The following is a 25,210-nucleotide window of genomic DNA, read 5'->3' as shown; positions in this document are numbered from 1 at the left end:
TTGTTCGTGCCGCAAAACGACATAGCATGGCGCCGATCCATGCAGAAAGGACAATAATCATGAAACCGACCTGCATCCTGATCGGTGCGCCGATCGACACCGGACAAAAACGCGCCGGCTGCCTGATGGGGCCCGCCGCCTATCGCGTGGCCGGTCTTGCGCAAAGCCTGGTCGAACTTGGCCATCCGGTCGAGGATTGGGGAGACCTTTCGATCCCCGTTCCTGACCCGGTCAGCAGCCCGAACCCCGTCGTCCACCACCTGGCCGAGACCGTTGCATGGACGCGCGCCCTGGCAGAACAGGGCCGCCACGCGATGCAAAAGGGTTTCCCGATCTTCATGGGGGGCGACCATTCGCTTTCGCTCGGCTCGGTCGCGGGCGTTGCGGCGCATGCGGAACAGATCGGCCGCCCGCTCTTCGTGTTGTGGCTGGATGCGCATTCCGACTATCACACGCCTCTGACCACGCAGTCGGGCAACCTGCACGGCACACCGGTGGCCTATATCGCCGGGCGTCCCGGTTTCGACGCCTTCCCGCCCTTTCCCGCGCCGGTTCCGACGCGACGGATCTGCCTTTACGGCATCCGCTCGGTCGATGCGCCCGAACATGAGGCCCTGCTGCAGACCGACATGACGGTGTGCGACATGCGCGTTCTGGATGAACGCGGGATCGTGGCGCCGCTGCGCGAATTCCTGGACAAGGTGCGCGCCGAAAACGGTCTGCTGCATGTCTCGCTGGACGTGGATTTCCTGGACCCGGGAATCGCGCCTGCCGTGGGCACGACCGTCCCGGGCGGCACGACCTTCCGCGAAGCCCATCTGGTGATGGAGCACCTGCACGAATCCGGTCTGGTGACGTCGCTCGACCTCGTCGAACTCAACCCGTTCCTGGATGAGCGGGGCAAGACCGCGAAACTGATGGTGGAGCTGGTCGGCTCGCTGATGGGCCGCAAGGTTTTCGATCGCCCCACCCGCAGCTTTGGATGACCGCCATGAAAGCACTGAACATCGTTCCTTTCGTCAGCGTCGACAACATGATGAAGCTGGTTCTTCATCTTGGGATCGAACGCGTCCTGACCGAACTTGCCGGCTATATCGAGGCCGACTTCCTGCGCTGGGAAAGCTTTGACAAGACGCCGCGCATCGCCTCGCATTCGCCCGTGGGCGTGATCGAACTGATGCCCACCTCCGATGGCGAGATGTATGGCTTCAAATATGTCAACGGGCACCCGAAGAACACGCGCGAGGGGCTGCAGACCGTCACGGCCTTCGGTGTGCTTGCCGATGTTGATACCGGCTATCCGCTTCTGCTGACCGAAATGACGATCCTGACCGCGCTGCGCACCGCGGCAATGTCGGCCCTGGCCGCGCGCCACCTGGCGCCGCGCGATGCGCGCGTGATGGCGATGATCGGCAATGGTGCCCAGGCCGAATTCCAGGCGCTGGCCTTCAAGGCCCTGTGCGGCATCCAGGAAGTGCGCCTTTATGACATCGATCCGGCGGCGACCGAGAAATGCGTGCGCAACCTTTCGGGCTCGGGCCTGAAGGTCGTGGCCTGCCGGTCATCCGAAGAAGCGATCGAGGGCGCCCAGATCATCACGACCTGCACCGCCGACAAGCAATATGCCACGATCCTGACCGACAACATGGTCGGCCCCGGCGTGCATATCAACGCGGTCGGCGGCGACTGCCCGGGCAAGACGGAACTGCATCGCGACATCCTGCTGCGCAGCACGATCTTTGTCGAATACCCGCCCCAGACACGGGTCGAAGGCGAAATCCAGCAGCTTGACCCCGACCACCCCGTGACCGAGCTGTGGCAGGTCATTGCCGGCAAGGCACCGGGACGGACCAGCGCCAGCCAGATCACGCTGTTCGACAGCGTCGGCTTCGCGATCGAGGATTTCTCGGCCCTGCGCTATGTCCATGAACAGCTCAAGACCCTGCCCTTCAGCGAGCCGCTGGACATGATCGCCGACCCCGACGATCCGCGCGATCTGTATGGCATGTTGCTGCGGGCCAAGGCCAAGGCCGCGTGACGGATGCGCGCTTCCGGGGCCCGGGCTCCGGCGGCGTCCTGCTACCAGCCGGCGGCCTTGCGCAACATGTTCAGCGCGACGACGGCCAGGAAAAGGGCAAAGACCCGTTTCAACGGTTTGGGGTCCATGGCATGGGCCAGGCGGACCCCAAGCGGTGCCGTCATCAGCGTCATGGCAATCACGATCAGGAATGCCGGCAGGTTCACCGACCCAATGGTCAGAGGCGGCGCGCTTTGCGCCGGTGTCACCAGAAAGACAGCCACCGACGGCACGGCGATGAGAACCCCGAACCCGGCCGCGGTGGCGACCGCGCGATGGATCGGAACGCCGTGCAGGCTCATGAGCGGGACACCAAAACTGCCGCCGCCAATGCCCATCAAGACGGACAGGAATCCGACTATGGGTGACAGTATGGCCCGCTTGATCCCCCGAGGCATTTCTGCGCCCAGCCGCCAGTCATTGCGCCCAAAGGCCATATAGGCCGCGATGCTCAGCGCCAGGCAACCGAAGATCGCCTGCAATACCGGCGTACGAAGCGCCGCCACGGCCAGCACGCCGATCACGGCACCAACGGCGATACCGGGCGCCCAGCTTCGCAGGATCTGCCATTCGACCGCGCCCTTGCGGTTATGCGACAGGACCGATCGGGCCGAGGTCACGATGATCGTTGCCAGAGATGTGGCCAGGCAGACCTGCATCAGGTCCGGTCCGCCATATCCCAGCCATGTGAACGCATAGAAGAAGCCCGGCACCAGGATGATTCCGCCGCCGACGCCCAACAACCCGGCGATCACGCCCGCAAAGGCACCGATCGCCATCAGCAAGGCAAGCATTGCAAGCAGATCCATCATGGGCGGCATGGTTTCCTCTCCGGCTTTGGCGCGATCTTGCTAAACGGTGCGCGGCGCCTTTGCCAGACCCGATCAGGCCGCGAGATCGGAAACCTGCGCCAGCGCGGCATCAAGCACATCAAGCCCCGCATCGGGGCGCGTGGCCCGCTCGGACAGGATGCGACGCCATCCGCGCGCGCCCGCGCAGCCATGAAAGAGGCCCAGCATGTGGCGCGTGATCTGGTGAAGGCGGCCGCCATCGCGCAGATGGGCCTCGATATAGGGTCTCATGCGTTCGACGACCTCCACCCGGCCGGGGCATGGCTCACCACCAAAGATGCGCGCATCCGCCGGCGCCAGGATGGAATACGGATCGTGATAGGCCGCGCGGCCGATCATCACGCCATCCACCCCCAGCGCCAGGAACTCCTCGGCCTGATCGATCGATGCAATGCCGCCATTGATCGAGATGTGCAGATCGGGACGTTCCCGTTTCATGCGCAGCACCAGCGGATAGTCCAGAGGCGGGATCTCGCGGTTCTCTTTGGGGCTAAGCCCTTGCAGCCAGGCCTTGCGGGCATGGATCGTGAAGCGGCGGACGCCTGCGTCGGCGACGAGGTCCAGGAATTCGGGCAGAACCCGCTCGGGGTCCTGATCGTCCACGCCGATGCGGCATTTGACCGTCACCTCGACGGGGCTTTCGGCGATCATCGCGGCCACGCATTCGGCCACGAGGCGCGGCCTTGTCATCAGGACCGCACCAAAGCATCCCGATTGCACCCGGTCCGAAGGACAACCGACATTCAGGTTTATCTCGTCATACCCGTAACCGGCGGCGATCCGTACCGCCCGGGCCAGTTCATCGGGGTCCGAACCGCCAAGCTGCAGCGCGACGGGATGTTCGGCCGAATCGAAGCCCAGAAGACGGTCGCGATCTCCGTGGATGACGGCGGCCGCTGTGACCATTTCGGTGTAAAGCAGGCTGTGCCGGCTGATCTGCCGGTGGAAATAGCGGCAATGCCGGTCGGTCCAATCCATCATCGGCGCGACGGAAAGGCGCGCGGCGCGGCGAATCCTGTCGTTCTGCATCCTCGTGGCTCCGGCGATATCGGCACAGACGGCCCAGTTACACCGGACGGGCGTATTCGTGAAGTCTTTAAGCCGCCTTTGACGGTTTCCGGGCTTTGGGCCATGCCCCCCGGCCCGGCAGCGCCGCGACTGTCACAAAACTGTCATCAAACTTTTGCATACGGTTCACGTAACGCGCCTAGACCGCTGCTCGAGGCCGGATGGACCGGCCCACAGCCACGAAACAGGAGCATCCATGTCCTACGCCAAGCTTTCGACCTCGTTCCTCGCGGTCCTGGCCGTTTCGGCCACCGCCGCGGCCGCGCGCGATCAGATCCGCATCGTCGGCTCGTCGACGGTTTTCCCCTATACCCAGGCCGTGGCCGAGCAGTTCGTCAACAATACCGGCGCGCCCTCGCCGATCGTGGAATCGACCGGCACGGGCGGCGGCATGAAGATCTTCTGCGAAGGCGTGGGCGAACAGTTCCCCGACATCACCGGCGCCAGCCGCGCCATGAAGAAATCGGAATATGACCTGTGCCAGCAGAATGGCGTGACCGATATCAGCGAGGCGCTGATCGGCTTTGACGGTCTTTCGCTGGCGATCAGCCGCGACAACGACTTCGACTGGGACCTGACGCTGGGCGAAGTCTACCTGGCTCTGGCCGCGCAGGTGCCGGTCAACGGCGAATGGGTCGACAACCCCTACAGGAAGTGGTCCGAGATCAATCCGGATCTGCCGGACGTCGACATCCTGGCCTATGGCCCGCCGCCGACCTCGGGCACGCGCGATGCCTTTGTCGAACTGGCCATGCATGCCGGCTGCGAAGAGCTCGACTATGTCAAGAACGGCGGATTCGATTCGAAATGGGTCGAGGAGAACTGCTCGCGCATGCGCACCGACGGCCCGTTCGTCGAAGCCGGCGAGAACGACAACCTGATCGTTCAGCGGCTCGAGGCCGACCCGCACGCGCTGGGCATCTTCGGCTACTCGTTCCTGTACGAAAACCTGGACAAGCTGAAGGGCGTCAAGATCGAGGGCGTCGAGCCCAGCGCCGACACGATCGCCGACAAGTCCTATCCGATTTCGCGGCCGCTGTTCATCTACATCAAGAACGCGCATCGCGGCGTGATCCCCAATCTCGAGGAATTCATCGAGGAATACATGTCGGACGACGCGCTGGAGCCGGGCGGCTACCTGTCCGAGCGCGGCCTGGTGCCGCTGTCGGATGAACGCCGGATGGAGCTGCAGGATGCCGTCCTGAGCGGCAAGCCGATGGAAGCGCCCAAATCGTGAAGACACGCCTTGCGTGACCCCTTCCCCGGGCTGTAATGGCCCGGGGGTTTTGCTGAAAACGGGACGGACATGACCTCAGCCGCCTTCATCGTTCTATTGGCCGCCACTCTGACCGGGTATTGGCTGAACCGCCGTGCGGCGCGCGAGATCCGCGCGCGCGGCGAAAGGCTACATTCTTTGACCACCTATCACGGTCTGTTCGCCGCGCTGTCGGTCCTGGTGCCCGTGCTGGTGGTGATCCTTGCCTGGCTGCTGCTGCAAGGCCCGGTGATCGACCGCATCGTGCTGTCGGGCCTGCCCGATGAGGCGATCGCCAATCTGGATGTCAACGAACGCAGCCTGATCCTGAGCGAGATCAAGTCGATCGCCTCGGGCCGCGTCTTTGGCACGCCGGAAGAGTGGAAGTTGGCCGCGGCCGACCGTCTGAACGATCTGCGCAACCTGTCGGGCTGGCTCATGGTTGCCGTCTCGGCGCTGCTGTCCGCCGTGATCCTGTTCGTGACCCGCCGCCGCGTCTCGGCAGGTTTCCGTGCCCGCGACGCGGTTGAACGGATCGTGTCGGGGCTGATGATCTTCTGTTCGCTTGTCGCCATCTTCACCACGATCGGCATCGTCCTGGCGCTGGTCTTCGAAACGTCGAAATTCCTGTCCATGGTCCCGCTGACCGAGTTTCTGTTCGGTCTGAACTGGGAGCCCCAGATCCCGATCCGCGAAGGCCAGATTGCTGCCGAAGGCGCCTTTGGATGGGTGCCGGTACTGGTCGGCACGCTGGTCATCACGGTGGTTGCGCTGACCTTTGCCGTTCCCGTGGGCCTGTTCACCGCGATCTATCTGAACGAATTCGCCTCGCCGCGCCTTAGGGCCGTCGCCAAGCCGGTGCTGGAGATCCTGGCCGGCGTGCCGACCGTGGTCTATGGCTTCTTCGCCATCCTCGTCGTTGCGCCGGCGATCCGCAGTTTCGGGGCCAGCCTGGGCATTCCGGTATCGCCCAACACGGCTCTGGCCGCAGGCGGCGTCATGGGCGTCATGCTGATCCCGTTCATCTCGTCCTTTGCAGACGACGCCCTGTCCGCCGTGCCAAGGGCGTTGCGCGACGGGGCGCTGGCGCTTGGGGCGACGCGTGCCGAGACCATGCTGAACGTGCTGTTCCCCGCCGCCATTCCGGGCATCGTGGGCGGCGTGCTTCTGGCCGTCAGCCGGGCGATCGGCGAAACCATGATCGTGGTGATGGCGGCGGGCCTGATTGCCAAGCTGACGATCAACCCGCTGGACAGCGTGACCACGATCACCGTCCAGATCGTCACGCTGCTGATCGGCGACACGTCGTTTGACAATCCCAAGACGCTGGCAGCCTTTGCGCTGGGGATGATGCTGTTCATCGTGACCCTGCTGATCAATGTTCTCGCGCTACGCATCGTGCGCAAGTATCGCGAAATCTACGACTAGGATCCGACAATGACCGACCTGTCCGCGCCAAGCCCGAACGCCCCGCGCCGCGAACGCGGAACGGCCGAGATCGTTGCGGCCTCGCTGCCGCGCCGGCGCCGCAAGCAGCGCCTGCTGCAGGCCGCCGGCATTGCCGCGATCGGCACGGCCTTTCTGGTGCTGTTCATCCTGATCGCGTCGCTTGTCTCGACTGGCTGGCAGGCGTTCCGCCAGACCCATGTGACATTGCAGGTCTATGTCGATCCTGCCGAAATCAGGGCCGAACGCCTTCCGCGCGGGGGCTTCGATGACGTGTTGACGGCGGCGCTGGCCGAGCTGCTGCCCGGCGTCGACCTGAAGGATCGCAAGACACGCAAGAAGGTCGAGGGCATCCTGTCGAACGGGGCCCAGTTCACCCTGCGTGACATGGTCGTGGCCGATCCCGGCCTGATCGGCCAGACGGTCAGCCTGACCGTGCCGGTTTCCGACCCCTATGACCAGCTTGCCAAGGGGTTGATCGACCGGCAAACGCCCGAGATCAACCGCCGCCTGAAGGACGACGAAATCGCCATGTTCGACCAATTGGTCGCGGCGGGCGTGGTCTCGCGCCCCTTCAACTGGGGGCTGTTCACGAATGCCGATTCGCGGTTTCCCGAACTTGCGGGCCTGAAAGGCGCGCTGATGGGGTCGTTCTGGGCGCTGCTGACCTGCTTCGTGATCGCCTTTCCGCTGGGGATCGGCGCGGCGATTTACCTCGAGGAATTCGCCCCCCGCAATCGCTTCAGCGATTTTATCGAGGTCAACATCAACAACCTGGCCGCCGTGCCCTCGGTCGTCTTCGGCCTTCTTGCGCTGGCCGTCTTCATCGGCTGGTTCGGCCTGCCGCGCTCGGCGCCCTTCGTCGGCGGCATGACGCTAGCCCTGATGACGATGCCCACTATCATCATCGCCACGCGCGCGGCGCTCAAGGCCGTACCGCCTTCGATCCGCGAGGCCGCCCTGGGCATTGGTGCCTCGCGCCAGCAGGTCGTGTTCCACCACGTTCTGCCGCTGGCCATGCCGGGCATCCTGACCGGCACGATCATCGGGCTGGCCCAGGCCCTGGGCGAGACGGCGCCACTGCTGTTGATCGGCATGAACGCCTTCATCACCTCGGCCCCCGCCTCGCCCTTCGACAGCGCCACGGCCCTGCCCACACAGATCTTCATCTGGGCCGACAGCCCCGAGCGCGGCTTCGTCAGCCGGACCTCGGCCGCGATCCTGGTCCTTCTGGGCTTCCTTGTCGTGATGAACGCGATCGCGATCTATCTGCGCCAGCGCTTCGAGCGGAAATGGTAGACATGGCCGCCATGGGGACAACAATGAAAGACATGCATCAAACCGATCGGAACCCGACCATGACGGAACCCAAGATCTCGGCGAAGAACGTCAACGTCTTCTATGGAGAGACCCACGCGATCAAGGACGTGACCGTGGACATCGCCGACAAGACCGTCACGGCGTTCATCGGCCCTTCGGGGTGCGGCAAGTCGACCTTCCTGCGCTGCCTGAACCGCATGAACGACACGATCGACATCGCGCGGGTCCAGGGAACCATCCTGCTTGACGGGCAGGACATCTATGATCCGCGCATCGACCCCGTCCAGCTGCGTGCCCAGGTGGGCATGGTGTTCCAGAAACCCAACCCGTTCCCCAAGTCGATCTATGACAACGTGGCCTATGGGCCGCGAATTCACGGCATGGCTGCGAACAAGGCCGAGCTGGACGACATCGTGGAAAGCTCGCTGCGCCGCGCCGCCTTGTGGAACGAGGTGAAGGACCGGCTGGACGCGCCCGGCACGGGGCTGTCGGGCGGCCAGCAACAGCGCCTGTGCATCGCACGCGCCATCGCCACCTCGCCCGAAGTCCTTCTGATGGACGAACCCTGTTCGGCACTCGACCCGATCGCAACCGCCCAGGTCGAGGAGCTGATCGACGAATTGCGGGCGAACTACTCGGTCGTCATCGTCACCCACTCGATGCAGCAGGCCGCCCGGGTCAGCCAGAAGACGGCCTTTTTCCATCTGGGCCAGCTGGTCGAGTTCGGCGACACCGGCGAAATCTTTACCAACCCGCGCGACCCGCGCACGGAATCCTACATCACCGGACGGATCGGATAGGACCATGACCAAGGAACACATCGTTTCGGCTTTCGACCGCGACCTGGAGGGGATCCAGGCCACGGTGATGAAAATGGGCGGCCTGGTCGAGGAAGCCTTGCGCGGCGCGATCAAGGCGCTTGAGACCGGCGACACCGAGCTTGCCCAGAAGGTTCGCAAGTCCGACCGCTCGGTCGATGAGCTCGACCTGAAGGTAAAGCACGACGCCGCGCGCATTCTTGCCCTTCGTTCGCCCACGGCAAGCGACCTGCGCCTGGTTCTTTCGGTGATCGAGATCTCGGCCCACCTGGAACGCTGCGGCGATTATGCCAAGAACATCGCCAAACGCTCGATCGTGCTGGCCGAGAACGCCCAGATCGAGGGCACCGTCCCGGCCCTGCGCCGGATGGCCACATTCGTGCTGTCGATGCTGTCGGATGCCCTGGATGCCTATATCCGCAAGGATGCCTCGCTGGCCGAAGCCGTGATCGAGCGCGATCTGGAAGCCGACGACATGTACAACACGCTGTTCCGATCGCTGCTGACCCACATGATGGAGGATCCGCGCAGCATCGCCGCGGGGATGCATCTGCATTTCATCGCCAAGAACATCGAACGCGTCGGCGACCATGCCACCGGCATCGCCGAACAGACCATCTATGTGGTGACCGGCGCCCTGCCCGAAGACGACCGCCCCAAGAAGGACGGCACATCGATCACGTTCAAGCCAAGCGACGAGTGACATGGCCAATCCCCATCCGACGGTTCTGGTGGTCGAGGACGAACCCGCCCAACGCGAGGTTCTGACCTACAATCTCGAGGCCGAAGGCTATGACGTCATCTCTGCGGCCGACGGCAACGAGGCGATCCTGATCGTCCGCGAACAAGAGCCGGACGTGGTCCTGCTTGACTGGATGTTGCCCGGCATGTCCGGCATCGAGGTCTGCCGTCAGATCAAGATGCAGAACGCCTTGCGGCACATACCGGTCATCATGATCTCGGCCCGCAGCGAAGAGGTCGACAAGGTCCGCGGCCTTGAGACCGGCGCCGATGACTATGTGGTCAAGCCCTATTCGGTGCTCGAGCTGATGGCGCGGGTCAAGAGCCAGCTGCGCCGCTCGCGACCGGCTGCCGCCGGCGAGAGGCTGGAATTCGGCGACATCGTGCTGGATGCCGAAAGCCACAAGGTCTTTCGCGCCGGGCATGAGCTCAAGCTGGGTCCGACCGAGTTCCGGCTGTTGTCCACACTGATGGAAAAGCCCGGCCGCGTCTTCAGCCGCGAGCAGTTGCTGGATCGCGTCTGGGGCCGCGACATCTATGTCGATACCCGGACCGTGGACGTCCATGTCGGCCGACTGCGCAAGTCGCTGATGGCGCATGGCGGGGACGACCCGATCCGCACCGTGCGCGGCGCGGGCTACGCGCTGGGCTAACCAGCCGGCAAGCCAAGAAAAAACGCGGCGGATCAAACATATCCGCCGCGTTCCTTCATTTCCTTGCAAGCCGTCTCCGGATCAGGCGCCCTTGACCTCGATATGCTTGACCCGGGCCTGGGCTTCGGGCGTCTGGGGCAGACGAATGGTCAGAACGCCGTTCTTGAACGTCGCCTCGGCCTTTTCGCCATCGACCCCGGGCGGCAGCGGGATGGTGCGATAGATCGCGCCATAGCTCCGCTCGGACAGGTAATAGCCCTTCTTCTCTTCCTGACGCTCGATCTTCTTTTCGCCTTTCACGGTCAGCATGTCGTCGGTGACCGTGACCTCGATGTCCTTCATGTCCATCCCAGGCAGCTCGATCGAGACTTCGACCGCGCCGTCTGTCTGGACGACGTCGGACTTGGCCTCGCTGTTGCCCCAGGGCCAGTCAAGCTGGCCCAGGCCCTTGCCAAAGCGGTTCATGAAGTTTTCGAACACCTGGTTCATCTCGCGCTGAAGCGCCGCGATCGGGTTCTGATCCGAACCCTTCGCATCGCCGGCTTCGTCCTTGCGCGCCCAGGGAATGAGATCCTTGATCTGCATGACTGGCCTCCTTTCCTTGCTCACGCCGCCTTGACCGAGATCTTGCGCGGGGTCGTTTCGGCCGCGCGCGGCAGGGTCAGGGTCAGCACCCCGTTCGACAGTTTTGCCTCGATACGTTCGGGGTCGAAATCCTCGGACAAGGTGAAGGAACGCTCGAAATCGCCTTCACCATATTCGGCATAGGCAAGCCGCAGCTTGTCCGAACGAACGGGATGAACGCGGCCACGGATCGTCAGAACCCGTTTCTCCAGCGTCACGTCCACGTCATCGGGCGCAACGCCGGGCATCTCGACCATCAGCGTGACGCCATCTTCGGTTTCGACGATATCGGTCAGGGGCCGATACACACGCTTGACGGCTTCGTCCGCGCCATTCGACTTGCGGGTGACTTCAGTGCTCATCTTTCCTTCTCCCTTCTCTCAGGCCGCCTTGATCTCGATCCGCCGGGGCTTGTCCTCCTCGGGCCGCGCCACGACGATACGCAGGACACCATTGGTCAGCCGTGCCTCGACGCGATCATCGCTGGCCGCAAAGGGCAGCCGGATGGAACGGGCAAAGCGCCCATAGCTGCGTTCGCTGCGGTGCCAGCGCGCACCTTCGGGCAGTTCAGGCGGCTTGCGTTCGCCCGAGATCGTCAGGACGTTGTCCTTTACCGAGATATCCAGGTCGGCAATGTCCACGCCCGGGATCTCGGCGGTGATGGCGATGGCCTCATCACCCTGCCAGACATTCACTGCGGGAAAGGTTGCGGTTTCGGCGCGAAGGCCAAACAGATCGTCCATGTCGCGCAGCATCGCCTGCATCAGATCGAACGGATCGCTGCGCCGTGGAAAGGAAGGGTAGAACATGACATGCCTCCATCCGTTGCGTCTTTCGTTCCGCGCCATCGCGCGGTCGCGAACGCCCATGGTGGACGGACATGCGTCAGGTCCCGCCGCATCCGCGACGGCAAGCATCTGCGACTCCCGGCCTCCCCTATGGCGATGGCCGTTGGTCCGCTGCAAAGCCGAACCTGTCGCCTGTCTGTCGAAACCCCTGTCGGGCGTTTCACATCCGATAAAGGAAGCGTGATCGCCGCTTTCAAGAGGTCCTAGCGATAGACGCCCCACGGGCCGAAACGCGGCGGGCGCGGCGGCTGCGCAAGGTCGATCGACAAGGGCGCCGCAGGCCAGTCGCCCCCATCGCGACCCGCAAGCTCGGCCGCCATTTCGCGCAACCGCCTGATGCGTTCTTCGGTCGGGGGATGGGTGCGCAGCAGCGAGGGTTCGGGGATGCGGCGGCCTGGAAGGAACATCTCTTCCCAGAAGCGGCCCAGACGCCGCTCAAGCTTCTTCAGCGCCGAGGCCAGCCCCTCGGGATCGCCGGTCAGCTCGACCGCGCCGCGATCGGCGTCATATTCGCGCGTGCGCGACAGGGCCAGCTGCAGCAGGGCCATCAAGGTTGGCGAAAAGATCAGCACAACCGGCACGATCCATGGCACATGCGCCACGCCCACCATGATCAGCGGCAGGTTCAGCAGCAGGATCATCTGCCCCATCCACGAGGCGACCGACACCGCGCGCGACATTGCATCGGCAAGTCCCATGATCCACAGGTCGCGGTTGACGATATGTGCAACTTCGTGGGCCAGAACGCCGGCAAGTTCCCTGCGGTTCAAGATGCGCAGCAAGCCATCGGTCACGCAGATCGCGCTGTCCTCGGGCGTGCCAAGGGCAAAGGCGTTCGGCATCTGGCTTGGCACGTAATACAGGGCGGGCACCGCTGGCAGCCCGGCCCTTTGCGCAAGCCTCTCGACCATCTGGACGCCTTCGGGAAAGTCGTGCCGTCCCAGCGGCCGCGCGCCATATGCGTTCAGCAGAACACGCTTTGGCAGCGCCGGCAGGAACAGCAGGCCCAGAACAGATCCGCCGACGATGGCCAGCGTCATCTCGGGCCCCGCGATGGCCGACACGATGACCCAGGCAAGGATCGCCATTCCGCCAATCAGCAGCGCCGATTGCACGAGGTTCAGGAGCCGGTGCCGAGGCGAAAGTCCCATATGCCCTGCCTTCATCACGACGTTTCATCCGCGTTCTAATCTGCGCATGGCGCAAAGGCAAATCCGGGCTGCGCGGGGCGTCGGTCCCGAAAGAGTCTCATAATGCGAACTTTTTTGATCACGCACTCTTGAATTGTGGTTTTTGGGTCACATCTCGGTAACGCGCCTGCCGGGGCGAAAAAAGGGGGACAGCGATGGAAAAGAAGACGGAATTTAACATCTGGTACTGGGTTCTGGCCTTCATGGCCGTGATCTTCATCCAGGATATCATTGCCAGCTGGAAGACAGTTGCCCCGATCAGCTACAGCCAGTTCGAGCAGTATCTTGACGACGGCCGCATCCAGTCGGTCGCCGTGGGCACCGACCGGATCGTGGGCACCTTTACCACGCCGGTTGACGGCAAGAGCCAGTTCGTGACCACGATCGTCGATCCCGCCATCCTGGAACGGATCGACCGCAAGGGCGTCGAAATCACCGGTGTGCCGGAAAATACCTGGCTGTCGAACCTGTTGTCGTGGGTTGTACCGGCCTTCGTCTTCTTTGCCCTGTGGATGCTGTTCTTCCGCAAGTTTGCCGAAAGGCAGGGCTTTGGCGGCTTCATGCAGATCGGCAAGAGCCGAGCCAAGGTCTATGTCGAAAAGGAAACCGGCGTGACCTTTGACGATGTCGCCGGCGTGGACGAGGCCAAGGCCGAACTGCAGGAGATCGTCGAGTTTCTCAAGAACCCCGCCGAATACGGCCGTCTCGGCGCGCGCATTCCCAAGGGCGTCCTGCTTGTGGGCCCGCCGGGCACGGGCAAGACGCTTCTTGCGCGCGCCGTCGCGGGCGAGGCAGGCGTGACCTTCCTGTCGATTTCGGGTTCCGAATTCGTCGAGATGTTCGTCGGCGTCGGCGCCGCCCGTGTCCGCGATCTGTTCGAACAGGCCCGCAAGGCGGCACCCGCCATCATCTTCATCGACGAACTGGATGCGCTGGGTCGCGCCCGCACCGCTGGCGGCCCGATTGGCGGCAACGATGAGCGCGAGCAGACGCTGAACCAGCTTCTGACCGAGCTCGACGGCTTTGACCCGTCGGTGGGCATCGTCCTTCTGGGCGCGACCAACCGGCCCGAGATCCTGGACCCCGCCCTGCTGCGCGCGGGCCGCTTCGACCGGCAGGTCCTGGTGGACAAGCCGGACAAGAAAGGCCGCATCGCCATCCTCAAGGTTCACATGAAGAAGGTGAAGCTGGCCGCGGATGTCGATGCCGAAAAGGTCGCAGCCCTGACGCCCGGCTTTTCCGGCGCGGATCTGGCGAACCTGGTGAACGAGGCCGCCCTGCTGGCCACCCGCCGTGGCGCCGATGCGGTGACGATGGACGACTTCAACAATGCCGTCGAACGCATCATCGCGGGCCTGGAGAAGAAGAACCGCGTCCTGAACCCGCGCGAGCGCGAGATCGTCGCCCATCACGAGATGGGGCACGCCCTGGTCGCGATGGCCCTGCCCGGCGTGGACCCGGTGCACAAGGTCTCGATCATTCCGCGCGGGATCGGGGCGCTGGGCTACACGATCCAGCGGCCGACGGAAGACCGCTTTCTGATGACGCGCGAAGAGCTAGAAAACAAGATCGCGGTCCTTCTGGGTGGTCGCGCGGCCGAAAAGATCATCTATGGCCACCTGTCCACCGGCGCGGCCGACGACCTGGTCAAGGCAACCGATATCGCCCGCGCGATGGTCGCCCGCTATGGCATGGATCCCGATCTGGGCCATGTCAGCTATGACACCGACCGGCCGGGCTTCCTGGGCACGGGCGATCAGTCCAGCTGGCTGAACCGGCGCTATTCCGAGGCCACGGCCGAACGGATGGACGCAGCCGTCAAGGCCCTGATCGACAAGGTCTTTGACCGGACGATCGCGATCCTTTCGGCCAATCGCGACCTGCTGGAAGAAAGCGCGCGCGACCTGCTGGAGCGCGAAACCCTGGATGACGCCGATCTGCAGAAGATCGCGCAAAGGGTCAGAAAAGAGACACCCGAGGCCGCCGCATGACATGGATCAAGGCGGCACCGGGAAAACCGACAAGTATCGAAAACGAATAATCACAAGGAGACAAAACCATGGCGAACGGAAAATGTGATGTCTGCGGACGTCCCGCCACGGCGCGCGTACGCGCCTCGATCAACGGCAAGGTCCAGAACATGGAACTTTGCGACCAGCATTACCGCGAAATGGTGCGCCGGTCCGGGCGCAGCACCTCGCCGCTGGAATCGCTTTTCGGCCGCAGTTCGCTGTTTGATGAATTCTTCGGCGACAGCGGAATCGGCAGCATCTTCGACCGGCGGGCACCGCGCATCGGCGACGACATCGCACGCGATGACGATGTGGTCGACGCGGCCTTTGGCGACGAAGCCCCGCGCCGCGCGCATGGCCGCCGATCGGGTGGCGTGAACATCGCCGACCGGCTGAGCGAGCAGGCAAACAAGCTGTTGCAGGATGCGGCTCAGAAAGCGCATGAATTCGGCCGCCGCGAGGTGGACACCGAACATCTGCTGCATGCGCTGACCAAGTCGGACGTCGTGCGCACCCTGCTGTCGCAGGTCAAGCTGGATGCCGACGATCTGCGCCGTCAGATCGAGGCGGACTCCAAGAAGGGCGACCCGCTGCCCGAAGGCACCGAGATCGGTGTCAGCCCGCGCCTGAAGGACGCGCTGAACCGCGCCTTCATCGCATCGAACGAGCTTGGCCATTCCTATGTCGGCCCCGAACACCTGCTGATCGGTCTGGCCGAGGAAGGCGAAGGTCTGGCGGCCGAGATGCTGCGCAAGCTGGGCCTGACACCGCAAGCCCTGCGTCAGCAGGTCACCAAGGTCGTGGGCCGCGGCGCCGAGGAAGGCCGCGTCGAACCGCCTTCGGACACGCCCGACCTTGACCAGTACAGCCGCGACCTGACCAAACTGGCACGGGAAGGCAAGCTGGACCCGGTCATCGGCCGCGCCCGCGAGATCGAAACCACGATCGAGGTTCTTGCCCGCCGCAAGAAGAACAACCCGGTCCTGATCGGCGAACCCGGCGTCGGCAAGACCGCCATCGTCGAAGGCCTGGCACAGCGGATCGTCGCGGGCGAGGTGCCCGAGGCCCTGCGCGGCAAGCGCCTGGTCGAGCTGAACATCAACTCGATGGTGGCCGGGTCGAAATATCGCGGTGAATTCGAGGAACGCGTCCAGAAGATCCTGAAGGAAATCCAGGATCACAAGGACACCCTGATCCTGTTCATCGACGAGATCCACACGATCGTGGGGGCCGGCCAGGGTGGCGGCGAAGGCGGGCTGGACATTGCCAACGTCTTCAAGCCAGCGCTGGCGCGCGGCGAGCTGAACCTGATCGGTGCGACGACGCTGAGCGAGTATCAGAAATATATCGAGAAGGATGCCGCGCTCGAGCGCCGTTTCCAGCCGGTCTATGTCGAGGAACCCACGGTGGCGCAGACCATCATGATCCTGCGCGGCCTGCGCGACTCGCTGGAAAGCCACCACAAGGTGCAGATCACGGACGAGGCGATCGTCGCCGCGGCCGAACTTGCCGATCGCTATATCACCGGCCGCTTCATGCCCGACAAGGCGATCGACCTGATCGACCAGGCTGCCGCCCGGGTGAAGATCAGCGCCACGGCGCGTCCGGTGGACGTGCAGGAGCTGGAGGCCGAGGTCGAGCAGATCAAGCGCGAGCTGGACTATGCCTCGGCGCGCAAGCAGTTCGACCGTGCGGCCGAGCTGAAGCGCGAGCTTGAAGCCAAGCAGAAGGAGCTGGACGAGCTTCTGGAAAGCTGGAAGCGCGACCGTGCCTCGGCCACGGCCGAAGTGCGCGCCGACCATGTCGCCCAGATCGTCAGCAAGATCACCGGCGTGCCCGTGACCGAACTGACGACCGAGGAAAAGGACAAGCTGCTGAAGCTGGAAGAGAAGCTGCATGAACGCGTGATCGGTCAGGAAGAGGCCATCCGGGCCGTGGCCGACGCCGTCCGGCTGGCCCGCGCCGGCCTGCGCGAAGGCAGCGGTCCCACCGCGACCTTCCTGTTCCTTGGGCCCACGGGCGTCGGCAAGACCGAGCTGGCCAAGACGCTGGCCGAGGTCATCTTTGGCGACGAGGATGCGCTGATCCGCATCGACATGTCCGAATATGGCGAGCGTCACGCTGTCGCGCGCCTGGTCGGTGCGCCCCCGGGCTATGTCGGCTATGAGGAAGGCGGCCAGCTGACCGAGAAGGTCCGTCGCCGGCCCTACTCGGTGGTGCTGCTGGACGAGATCGAAAAGGCCCATCCGGATGTCTACAACATCCTGTTGCAGGTCTTTGACGATGGCCGTCTGACCGATGGCAAGGGGCGCGTGGTGGACTTCTCGAACACCATCATCATCGCGACCTCGAACCTCGGCTCGGACATCATCCAGCGAAACCTGACCAAGCGCGGCACCAAGGAGTTCGACGAGGCCAAGCAGAAGGCCGAGTTGATGGAGGTCCTGCGTGGCCATTTCCGGCCCGAGTTCATCAACCGGATCGACGAGATCATCGTCTTCCATTCGCTGAACAAGCAGGAGATCCGTCAGATCGTCGAGCTGCAGCTGAACCGCGTCAAGCGGACGGCCATGGGCCAGGGTGTCGAGCTGGAATTCGACGAAAGCGTGGTCGATCACTTCGCCGCCGTCGGCTTCCGGCCCGAATTCGGTGCCCGCGAGCTGCGCCGCCTGATCCGGCACGAGCTGGAGACCGAGCTTGCCCGCGAGATGCTCTCGGGCCGCATCGAGGATGGCGACAAGGTCCGCGTGCGCTGGTCGGGTGACGATCAGAAGATCGTCTTCGAAAAGCTCGAGCGCAAGGAAGCACCGAAGGCCGAGGAGTCCTCGGAAAAGGAAAAGGGCTCGGACGCTCCGGCCTCGGCCTGATCGTCTGACGGCCCGATCAACATCGTTGCCGGATGCGGGGTCCCCGCATCCGGATACCCCGGAATTGTCGAATGAAAGGAGGACTCGAGATGAAGACCATCACGGCATTCCGCAATCTCGATTCCCATGGCGAGCTGCGCGCGCCCGAAGTCATCGCCGAAGAAATCCGTCAGATCGAACCGCGACTTGAACGTTTCCGCCCCGAGCTGGTGCGGCTGGAAGCGACCGTGACCCAGACCCGCGGCAAGAAGCGGATCCATGCCAGCCTGCGCCTGCAGCTGCCCTCGGGCGTCATCGCGGCGCAGGAGGAGGGCTTTGAAGTCGAGCCCGTTCTGCGCAAGGCTTTTGCCGATCTGCGCAAGCGGCTTGAACGCCATCTGGCGCATCTGCGCCACGAACCCGAATTCAAACGCCCGGCGCGTCGGGCCCGGCTGGGCGAGCTGCTTCCGCCTGCCCGCGACGCGGCCGAGGCCCAGCGCCGCGCGCTGTATTTCGACTTGATCGAGGAGCACCTGGACGCCGTCTACGATGCGGTACGGCGCGAACTGACCTACCTGGAAGCGTCAGGCCGCGTCCCGGCGGGTCGTCTGACGGTGCGCGGTCTTGTCGATGCCGTGATACTCAACGGCCTGGAAACCTTCGAGGATCGCCCGACCGAATTCTCGGTCGGCGACTGGCTGATGAAGATCGCGCACCGGACGATCCTGGAGGAAGCCCGCGCCGCGCGTCGTGCGGTACCCGAAGATGCCGAACCTCTGGAAGAGGCACCTCGCGAGCCCGCGCAGGACCCGACCGAGTCCGATCAGGAGATGTTCGAATTCTATCAGCCCGATGACGCTTTGCTGCTCGAGGAACTGATCGCAGATCCCGAAAGCGAAGACCCCGAGACCACGCTTGTCGAACACGAGACCTCGGTCCAGCTGCACCGGGCGATGGCCGACATGCCGGCGCTGTGGCGCAAGGTCGTCGAACGGCTGGATATCGAGGGAGACACGCCCCAGCAGGTGGCGGCCTTCCTGGATATCGAAGAAGACGAGGTCAAGCGCATCGCGGACGCGGCGCATGACTTCCTGCGCCAGCGCCTGAGCGAAGCCGATCTGCCCGAAGACCGCTGCACGGTCGAGGCGATCCGCGTCACGCTGGCCGCCACGATCCGCGTGCCCCAGCCGATCGAGGATCGCGACCGGATCCAGAAAGCGCTATCGTGACGGGCGCCTGTCCGCAGCTTGGAAAGGAGGTGGAACGATGAGCCAAGGCCATAACAGACCGCCATATCGTCCACGCATTCCGGGCACCGATCTGGTGTCGGACGACGTGCCCATGGCGATCATCTACAGGCCCTCGCGCTCGGCGACCCAATCGGGACCAAGGCGCGACGAGTGGATCCTGGAATTCGAGCCCTGGTCCGACGGCGGCATCGACCCGCTGATGGGCTGGCGCCAAGGCACCGACCCCTATCGTACGATCCGCCTGCGTTTTCCCGACCGGACAAGCGCGGTGGATTTCGCCGAACGCCAGAACTGGCGCTATATCGTGCGCGAGGACCCGCCGCGCCGGCGCAACCCTTGGGCGGGACGATCGGCGCATCGTCTGTATCGTGGCGCGGATGCCCCCGGTGCCTCGTGGATCGGCGGGCTGCCGCGACCGGGCTCGGCCCACGATCTGTACCGAGGCGTCGAAGCCGAGGGCGCGCGCGACCTGAACGCGGACAGCTTCGACCCCGTGCTGGAGGCCGACGAGGAAAGCTTTCCCGCCTCGGACCCGCCGGCATGGACGGGCACGACGATCCGTCACAAGTGACGCCTATCCCAGGGCGCGCAGCAAGGCCTTTGACGGCTGGCCGGTGACAGGCCAGCCGTTCTTGCGTTGCCAGGCAGAGATCGCCGCGCGCGTACGGTCCCCGATCAGGCCGTCGGGCTTGCCGACATCGTGCCCAAGCTGGGCAAGCCTGCGTTGCAGGGCGATGCGTTCCGCGCGGGTCAGTCCGAATTCGTCCGGCGGAAAAGACCCGCGCAGCGGCCCTGCCCCCGCGATCCGATCGGCGAGATGTCCGACGGCGATCGCGTAGAAATCGGAATTGTTGTAGCGCTTGATCGCGTCGAAATTCGCCGTCACGACAAAGCCCGGGCCGCCGGGCTGCGGTTCGATCCTGCGTCCCTGAACGGCAATCGTGCCCTCTTCGCCCCCCCAGGGCAGGCCCGTGCGCCAGCCGCTGCGGGCCAGATAGGCGGCGGTCGAGGCCAGCGCATCGGTCGGGTCGTCGCCCCAGATGTCGCGCCGTCCGTCGCCGGTAAAGTCAACGGCATAGGCGAGGTAGGAGGTCGGCATGAACTGCGTATGCCCCATGGCCCCGGCCCAGCTGCCACGCAGGCCCGCGGCATTGGTATCGCCCGCCTGCAGGATCCGCAGCGCCGCGATCAGTTGACGTTCGAAAAAGGCACCGCGCCGCCCGTCATAGGCCAGTGTCGAGGTCGATGAGATCACGGGAATGTCGCCCCGCCGGGCGCCATAGAAACTTTCCAGCCCCCAGACCGCCGTGACAATATGCGCGCTTACCCCGAACCGCCGCTCGATCGCGTCAAGCGTACGGCGATGCCGCGCATGCGCCGCACGGCCCTTTTCCACCCGCTCGTCCGAGACGGCCGTGGCCAGATAATCTTCAAGCGTCCGGGTGAATTCGGCCTGATTGCGGTCAAGCGCGACCACGTCGGGAAGGTAGGTCGCCTGCGAAAGGGCCGAATGCAGGGTTCGATCGTCTATTCCTTCGGGCCGCGCGCGGGCGGCAAATGCTTCCAGCCATGCCTCGTAGCCACGATTGCGGGTGTAATCCGCAGCCCGATTGACCGCTCCGCCGCCAGAACAGGCCGAAAGGCCCGCAACCGTCAGCCCAAGCCCGAAGGCGCGTCGTGTAATGTTCATGTCCTGCCCGTTTGCCCATGTGTTTTGCGGACAGGATAGCCGAAGCGGCCCGTTCGGCACAGGACGATTATCGCGTCAAGGCACGAAAAGGGCGGAATGCCACGCATTCCGCCCGGATGGATGGGGCATGTCGCCCAATCATGTCAGCCCATGGTGTCAGGCGGTCACGACGCCTGTTCGGGCCGCTTGCCCAAGGTGACTTCCACCGTCTTTTCGACGCCCGCACGCAGCAGTTCGATCCTGACCTTGCTGCCCGGTGCGCTGGTGGCGATGGCGCGTGTCAGGTCGCGCGGAGAATCGACCTTTTCGCCGTCGACCGCCATGACGATGTCGCCGCGCATGATGCCGGCCTTGTCCGCCGGCGTGTCGCGATCAACATTCGCAATCAGCACGCCCTTCGGCCGGTCAAAGCCCAGCGCGGCGGCGATGTCCTCGGTGACAGGCTGGATCTGGACGCCCAGCCAGCCGCGCTCGACCATGCCATCGTCCGCCAGATCAGCGACAACCTTTTTGGCCGTTTCGGCGGGAACCGCAAAGCCGATCCCGACCGAACCGCCGCTGGGCGAAAAGATCGCGGTGTTGATTCCCACGACTTCACCCCGCGTGTTGAACAGCGGGCCACCCGAATTGCCCTTGTTGATGGCAGCATCCGTCTGGATGTAGTTGTCGAACGGCCCCGAATTGATGTCGCGCCCAAGCGCCGAGACGATGCCGGCCGTCACCGAATTGCCCAGACCGAACGGGTTGCCGATGGCAACCACGGGCTGACCGACCTTGAGTTCGTCGGAATTGCCGAACCGGACTGTCGGCAGCTCTTCACCCGCATCGATGCGCAACAGCGCGATGTCCGTCGCCGGATCGGCACCGACGATCCTGGCCTGGAAACTGCGGCCATCGCCAAGCGTCACCTTCACCTCGTCCGCGCCGTCTACCACATGGGCGTTCGTCACGATCTGCCCGTCGGGCGAGATGATGAAGCCCGTTCCGACTCCGCGTATCTCGCGCCCGATCTGACCCGGGATGCCCGGCATCGGGGCCGGCATGCCAAAGCGGCGCATGAATTCCTCGATCGGCGCAGTATCGGGCAATTGCGCGACATCGGCGCGCTGCGTGACCTCGATATAGACGACCGCGGGCGCAACCTGTTCGACCAGATCGACATAGCCTTCGGACGCGGCTTCGGCAAAGGCCGGGACCGCGGCGATGGGCGAGACCGCCCCGATCATGCCCGCGCCCAGCATCGCCGCCACGGCCAGTGCCGAGATACGATGTTTCATCAGTTCCTTCATACCTGCCTCCTGCAGTGAAATTTGCCTCGGCTCAGCAGATAGGCTGTCCCGATTGCACGGCCCCTTCGGCAGGATTGAAAATCTGCAATCTTTCTCCATCTCGGTGGCGGCGCGGCACGAATTGGCCTAGCGCTTGGGCGCAATGACGGGACGGATGATGAAGATCCTGCTGATCGAGGACGACAAGACCACGGCCGACTGGGTTCGGCGCGGGCTGAGCGAGGAAGGCCACGTCGTCGATCATCTTGCCGACGGGCGCGAAGGGTTGGTGCAGGCGATGAACGGCAGCTATGATGTGCTGATCGTGGACCGCATGTTGCCGGGGCTGGATGGGTTGTCCCTGATCCGGGCGCTGCGTTCGGCAAGGGTCGAAACTCCGGCGCTGTTCCTGACGGCGCTGGGCGGCGTGGACGACCGGATCGAAGGGCTGCGCGCGGGCGGCGACGACTACCTGGTCAAGCCGTTTGTCTTTGGCGAATTGTCCGCGCGCGTCGCGGCCCTGGCCCGGCGCCGGGCCGGCCAGCCGATGCGCGAGACCGTGCTGCGCGCGGCCGACCTGGAGATGGATCTGGTCGCGCGCAAGGTCACACGGGCGGGACAACGCATCGACCTGTTGCCGCGGGAATTTGCGCTGCTGGAATACCTGTTGCGGAACAAGGGTCGCGTCGTGACGCGCACGATGCTTCTGGAGTCCGTGTGGAACCTGCATTTCGACCCCCAGACGAACGTGGTCGAAACGCAGGTCAGCCGCCTGCGGGCCAAGGTGGACAAGCCATTCGACCGCGAGCTGATCCAGACCGTGCGCGGCGCGGGATACCGGATCGATGGCTGAGCGGGCAGGCAAGGCATTCTCGCGGGCGCTGCGCTCGACGCCGGTCCGGCTGGCGCTTGCGCTGGTCGCGGTCTTTGCCGTTGTCCACCTCGTGACCCTGGGCCTTGCCTATCTGTCGCTGCGCGCGGAACTCGTGGATCGCATGCAGGCCGATCTGCGCCAGCACCTAGCGGGCTTCGAGGTCGTGGCATCCCCGCGCGCGGCCGAAATACTTGTCGCCGCCGAGGCCGCAGCCGCCGACCCCGCGCGCCGGGTCTTTGCCTATATTGCTCCGGACGGACGGGTGACGGGCAACGCGCAGGCACGTCTGGCCCGCGACGGGGTCGAGATCAGCGCCCAGCCCGAAGGTCGCCCGCTGTCGCCCGACGGCTATCTGCCGCTGGTGCAACCCCTGGCCGGCGGCATCCTTGTGATTGCCGAAAGCCGAACGCCCCTGGCCGAACTGCGGCGCACCTTCCTTTGGCTGCTGGCGCTCAGCCTGGTGCCCAGCGCGGCGCTGTCGCTGGGCGCGGGTGTCTGGCTGGCACGGCGGGCGGAACGGCGCGTGGCGCGGATCGAGTCGGTGCTGGACGCCCTGACCCGCGGCGATCTGGCCGCCCGCTTGCCCGTGAACAACGCCGATCTGCAAGACGCCGACGACCTGACCCGAATCGCAGCCCAGATCAACCGCATGGCCGAGGCCCAGCAATCCGCGACCGAGGCCCTGCGCCAGGTATCGGCGGACATTGCCCATGACCTGCGCACACCGCTGCAGCGGTTGAGCGTTACCCTGCAGGATCTGGCCGCTCAGCTGCCCGAAGACGCCCCGGCCCACGATCTTGCCCGTCGCGCGCAGGATGAAGCCGACAGCGCCATCGCCATGTTTCGCGCCCTGCTGCAGATCGCGCAGATCGAAGGCGGCAGCGCGCGGGACGCATTCGAACCGGTCGATCTGGTCGCGCTTTGCAGGGAACTGGCCGAACTCTACGCCCCAAGCGCCGAAGATGGCGGGCATGTCCTGACCGCCGCCCTGCCCGAAGGCGCCGTGGTCGTGCATGCCCACAGGACGTTGATCTCGCAGGCGCTTTCGAACCTGATCGAGAACGCCCTGCGCCACACGCCGCAGGGAACGCCGATCGAGATAAGGTTGCAACAAGGTGCGTCGGAAATCGCCTTGGTCGTTGCCGATCACGGGCCGGGCATTCCCGAAGCCGAGCGGCCCAGGGTCACGCGGCGGCTTTACCGGCTGGAGCGCAGTCGCGCCACGCCCGGCAATGGCCTTGGCCTGGCTTTGGTCGATGCGATCGCGCGCGCCCATGGCGGCAGGCTGGTGCTGGAAGACAATCGGCCGGGCCTGCGCGCAAGCCTTGTGCTACCCGTCGCCCCGGCCCAGAGCATCCAGAGCGCGCCGCAGATCGCGGCTGTTGATATGCAGGTTCCGACCCTTCGGCAGCGCCTCGCGCTTGATCTTGGCGCGCGCGGCCAGAAGAAAGGCGTCGGCATTGCGCAACACGAAATCGATGCAGGATTGCGGGTCGGGTGTCGGCATGATGACGCGAAAGGCACGCCGGTGCATCACGCATGACGCATCGTGGCCGGGCACGTCGAAGGCAACCGCGTCCAGATCTTCGCGCCAAAGAACCGTCGGCGTCATTCAGGCATTCCCTTCGCGCATGGCCGCATTGCATTGAACGGGCTGCAGATTTTCCGCGCAGCCCCTAACTCCTTCTGCGCAGAAACAAGGAGACAGTGATGACCATCCATATCACCGATTTCGCCCGCCAGCGCCATACCGCGAAAGCCTATTTGCCCGATCGGCGCATCTCTGACGCGGACATGGAAAAGGTTCGCGCGCTGCTTCGCCTTGCACCGTCTTCGGTCAATCTGCAGCCGTGGCATTTCGTGATCGCCGCCACGGATGAGGCCAAGGCGCGTGTCGCCAGGGCGGCCGAGGAACGGTATCCATTCAATACCGTGCCGATCCGGACGGCCTCGCATGTCGTGGTATTCGCCAGCCTTGTGCATGCCGACGAAACCTATCTGAAGCGCATCCTTGCCCAGGAAGAGGCCGACGGCCGGTTTGGCGGCGACGATGACCGCAAGCAGCAGATGCATGCCGGGCGCAGCTTCTTTGTCGGCGTCCACCAGGACCAGATCGGCGACGGCGAGGAATGGATGACCCGGCAGCTGTATCTGAACCTGGGCCATTTCCTGCTGGGTGTTGCCGCGCTTGGCATTGATGCAACGCCCATGGAAGGCGTGGATACCGAAATTCTGGACGCCGAGTTCGGGCTGCGCGAAAAGGGCTATCGCAGCCGCCTGGCGGTGGCTTTGGGCTATTCCGACCCAAAGGCGGATTACAATCGCTTTCTGCCCAAGTCCCGTCTGCCCGAAAACGCGATCATCGAGGAGCTATGATGC

Annotated in this window: 23 protein-coding genes; 15 read left to right on the top strand and 8 right to left on the bottom strand. The window is 64.5% G+C overall.

The window, feature by feature from the left end:
• Window positions 1-59: 59 nt before the first annotated feature.
• A complete protein-coding gene (rocF, locus tag LV82_RS03535) occupies window positions 60-986 on the top strand; it encodes an arginase (RefSeq protein ID WP_104069738.1) in 927 nt (308 codons plus the stop codon).
• 5 nt (window positions 987-991) lie between these two features.
• Complete coding sequence (locus LV82_RS03530; RefSeq protein ID WP_170063344.1) at window positions 992-2,038, top strand: ornithine cyclodeaminase; 1,047 nt, start codon at window positions 992-994, stop codon at window positions 2,036-2,038.
• A 41-nt stretch (window positions 2,039-2,079) separates the two neighbouring features.
• Here the strand turns inward: LV82_RS03530 and LV82_RS03525 are convergent, their stop codons facing one another.
• Entirely contained in the window at window positions 2,080-2,898 is an 819-nt protein-coding gene (locus LV82_RS03525) for a sulfite exporter TauE/SafE family protein (protein ID WP_425427726.1), read from the bottom strand.
• Window positions 2,899-2,961: 63 nt separating this feature from the next.
• Window positions 2,962-3,957, bottom strand: coding sequence for a tRNA dihydrouridine(20/20a) synthase DusA (gene dusA / locus LV82_RS03520; protein WP_104069354.1), 996 nt, complete (start codon window positions 3,955-3,957; stop codon window positions 2,962-2,964).
• Between the two features lie 235 nt (window positions 3,958-4,192).
• On the opposite strand from dusA, the gene LV82_RS03515 reads away from it, so the two are divergent.
• The 6 genes from LV82_RS03515 (at window position 4,193) to phoB (ending at window position 10,229) form a co-directional block, all read left to right on the top strand.
• Window positions 4,193-5,233, top strand: coding sequence for a PstS family phosphate ABC transporter substrate-binding protein (locus LV82_RS03515; RefSeq protein WP_104069353.1), 1,041 nt, complete (start codon window positions 4,193-4,195; stop codon window positions 5,231-5,233).
• A 69-nt stretch (window positions 5,234-5,302) separates the two neighbouring features.
• Entirely contained in the window at window positions 5,303-6,679 is a 1,377-nt protein-coding gene (pstC, locus tag LV82_RS03510; protein WP_104069352.1) for a phosphate ABC transporter permease subunit PstC, read from the top strand.
• Between the two features lie 9 nt (window positions 6,680-6,688).
• Window positions 6,689-7,996, top strand: coding sequence for a phosphate ABC transporter permease PstA (pstA, locus tag LV82_RS03505; protein ID WP_104069351.1), 1,308 nt, complete (start codon window positions 6,689-6,691; stop codon window positions 7,994-7,996).
• A 59-nt stretch (window positions 7,997-8,055) separates the two neighbouring features.
• Window positions 8,056-8,817 carry a phosphate ABC transporter ATP-binding protein PstB gene (pstB, locus tag LV82_RS03500; RefSeq protein WP_245873060.1) on the top strand — a complete coding sequence of 254 codons (762 nt, stop codon included), beginning with the start codon at window positions 8,056-8,058 and terminating at the stop codon, window positions 8,815-8,817.
• A gap of 4 nt (window positions 8,818-8,821) precedes the next feature.
• Window positions 8,822-9,538 (top strand): phosphate signaling complex protein PhoU, encoded by a 717-nt coding sequence (phoU, locus tag LV82_RS03495; RefSeq protein WP_104069350.1) that lies wholly within the window; start codon window positions 8,822-8,824, stop codon window positions 9,536-9,538.
• A 1-nt stretch (window position 9,539) separates the two neighbouring features.
• Complete coding sequence (gene phoB, locus LV82_RS03490; RefSeq protein WP_104069349.1) at window positions 9,540-10,229, top strand: phosphate regulon transcriptional regulator PhoB; 690 nt, start codon at window positions 9,540-9,542, stop codon at window positions 10,227-10,229.
• 81 nt (window positions 10,230-10,310) lie between these two features.
• Here phoB and LV82_RS03485 read toward each other — a convergent pair whose 3' ends face one another.
• The 4 genes from LV82_RS03485 to LV82_RS03470 form a co-directional block, all read right to left on the bottom strand.
• Window positions 10,311-10,814, bottom strand: coding sequence for an Hsp20/alpha crystallin family protein (locus LV82_RS03485; protein WP_104069348.1), 504 nt, complete (start codon window positions 10,812-10,814; stop codon window positions 10,311-10,313).
• Between the two features lie 20 nt (window positions 10,815-10,834).
• Window positions 10,835-11,215 (bottom strand): Hsp20/alpha crystallin family protein, encoded by a 381-nt coding sequence (locus LV82_RS03480; protein ID WP_104069347.1) that lies wholly within the window; start codon window positions 11,213-11,215, stop codon window positions 10,835-10,837.
• 18 nt (window positions 11,216-11,233) lie between these two features.
• Window positions 11,234-11,662, bottom strand: coding sequence for an Hsp20/alpha crystallin family protein (locus tag LV82_RS03475; protein WP_104069735.1), 429 nt, complete (start codon window positions 11,660-11,662; stop codon window positions 11,234-11,236).
• Window positions 11,663-11,904: 242 nt separating this feature from the next.
• Window positions 11,905-12,852: a zinc metalloprotease HtpX gene (locus tag LV82_RS03470; RefSeq protein ID WP_104069733.1), complete on the bottom strand. Its 948-nt coding sequence runs from the start codon at window positions 12,850-12,852 to the stop codon at window positions 11,905-11,907.
• A gap of 194 nt (window positions 12,853-13,046) precedes the next feature.
• Between LV82_RS03470 and ftsH the strand changes: the two genes are divergently transcribed.
• The 4 genes from ftsH to LV82_RS03450 all read left to right on the top strand — a co-directional run bounded on the left by ftsH (window position 13,047) and on the right by LV82_RS03450 (window position 19,570).
• On the top strand, window positions 13,047-14,882 hold the full coding sequence (ftsH, locus tag LV82_RS03465; RefSeq protein WP_104069346.1) for an ATP-dependent zinc metalloprotease FtsH: 1,836 nt from the start codon (window positions 13,047-13,049) through the stop codon (window positions 14,880-14,882).
• 68 nt (window positions 14,883-14,950) lie between these two features.
• Window positions 14,951-17,770: an ATP-dependent Clp protease ATP-binding subunit gene (locus LV82_RS03460; RefSeq protein WP_104069345.1), complete on the top strand. Its 2,820-nt coding sequence runs from the start codon at window positions 14,951-14,953 to the stop codon at window positions 17,768-17,770.
• An 89-nt stretch (window positions 17,771-17,859) separates the two neighbouring features.
• Window positions 17,860-18,978 carry a sigma-70 RNA polymerase sigma factor region 4 domain-containing protein gene (locus LV82_RS03455; RefSeq protein ID WP_104069344.1) on the top strand — a complete coding sequence of 373 codons (1,119 nt, stop codon included), beginning with the start codon at window positions 17,860-17,862 and terminating at the stop codon, window positions 18,976-18,978.
• A gap of 37 nt (window positions 18,979-19,015) precedes the next feature.
• Window positions 19,016-19,570, top strand: a complete 555-nt coding sequence (locus LV82_RS03450) for an NADH dehydrogenase ubiquinone Fe-S protein 4 (RefSeq protein ID WP_104069343.1) — start codon at window positions 19,016-19,018, stop codon at window positions 19,568-19,570.
• 3 nt (window positions 19,571-19,573) lie between these two features.
• Here LV82_RS03450 and LV82_RS03445 read toward each other — a convergent pair whose 3' ends face one another.
• Both LV82_RS03445 and LV82_RS03440 read right to left on the bottom strand, forming a co-directional pair.
• Window positions 19,574-20,689, bottom strand: a complete 1,116-nt coding sequence (locus LV82_RS03445) for a lytic murein transglycosylase (RefSeq protein WP_104069342.1) — start codon at window positions 20,687-20,689, stop codon at window positions 19,574-19,576.
• Between the two features lie 164 nt (window positions 20,690-20,853).
• Window positions 20,854-21,978: a Do family serine endopeptidase gene (locus tag LV82_RS03440; protein ID WP_104069341.1), complete on the bottom strand. Its 1,125-nt coding sequence runs from the start codon at window positions 21,976-21,978 to the stop codon at window positions 20,854-20,856.
• 157 nt (window positions 21,979-22,135) lie between these two features.
• On the opposite strand from LV82_RS03440, the gene LV82_RS03435 reads away from it, so the two are divergent.
• From LV82_RS03435 to nfsB, 3 genes are all read left to right on the top strand, one after another.
• Window positions 22,136-22,810, top strand: coding sequence for a winged helix-turn-helix domain-containing protein (locus LV82_RS03435; protein WP_104069732.1), 675 nt, complete (start codon window positions 22,136-22,138; stop codon window positions 22,808-22,810).
• Window positions 22,803-24,374 (top strand): sensor histidine kinase, encoded by a 1,572-nt coding sequence (locus LV82_RS03430; protein ID WP_104069340.1) that lies wholly within the window; start codon window positions 22,803-22,805, stop codon window positions 24,372-24,374. Before LV82_RS03435 ends, LV82_RS03430 begins: the two co-directional genes overlap by 8 nt.
• 167 nt (window positions 24,375-24,541) lie before the next feature.
• Window positions 24,542-25,207, top strand: coding sequence for an oxygen-insensitive NAD(P)H nitroreductase (nfsB, locus tag LV82_RS03425; RefSeq protein ID WP_211289166.1), 666 nt, complete (start codon window positions 24,542-24,544; stop codon window positions 25,205-25,207).
• Window positions 25,208-25,210: the final 3 nt, after the last annotated feature.

It is taken from the genome of Albidovulum inexpectatum (assembly GCF_002927635.1).
In the GTDB taxonomy this organism is placed as follows: domain Bacteria; phylum Pseudomonadota; class Alphaproteobacteria; order Rhodobacterales; family Rhodobacteraceae; genus Albidovulum; species Albidovulum inexpectatum.
The sequence above is the reverse complement of the archived record's forward strand: the minus strand, read 5'-3'. Positions and strand labels throughout refer to the sequence as shown.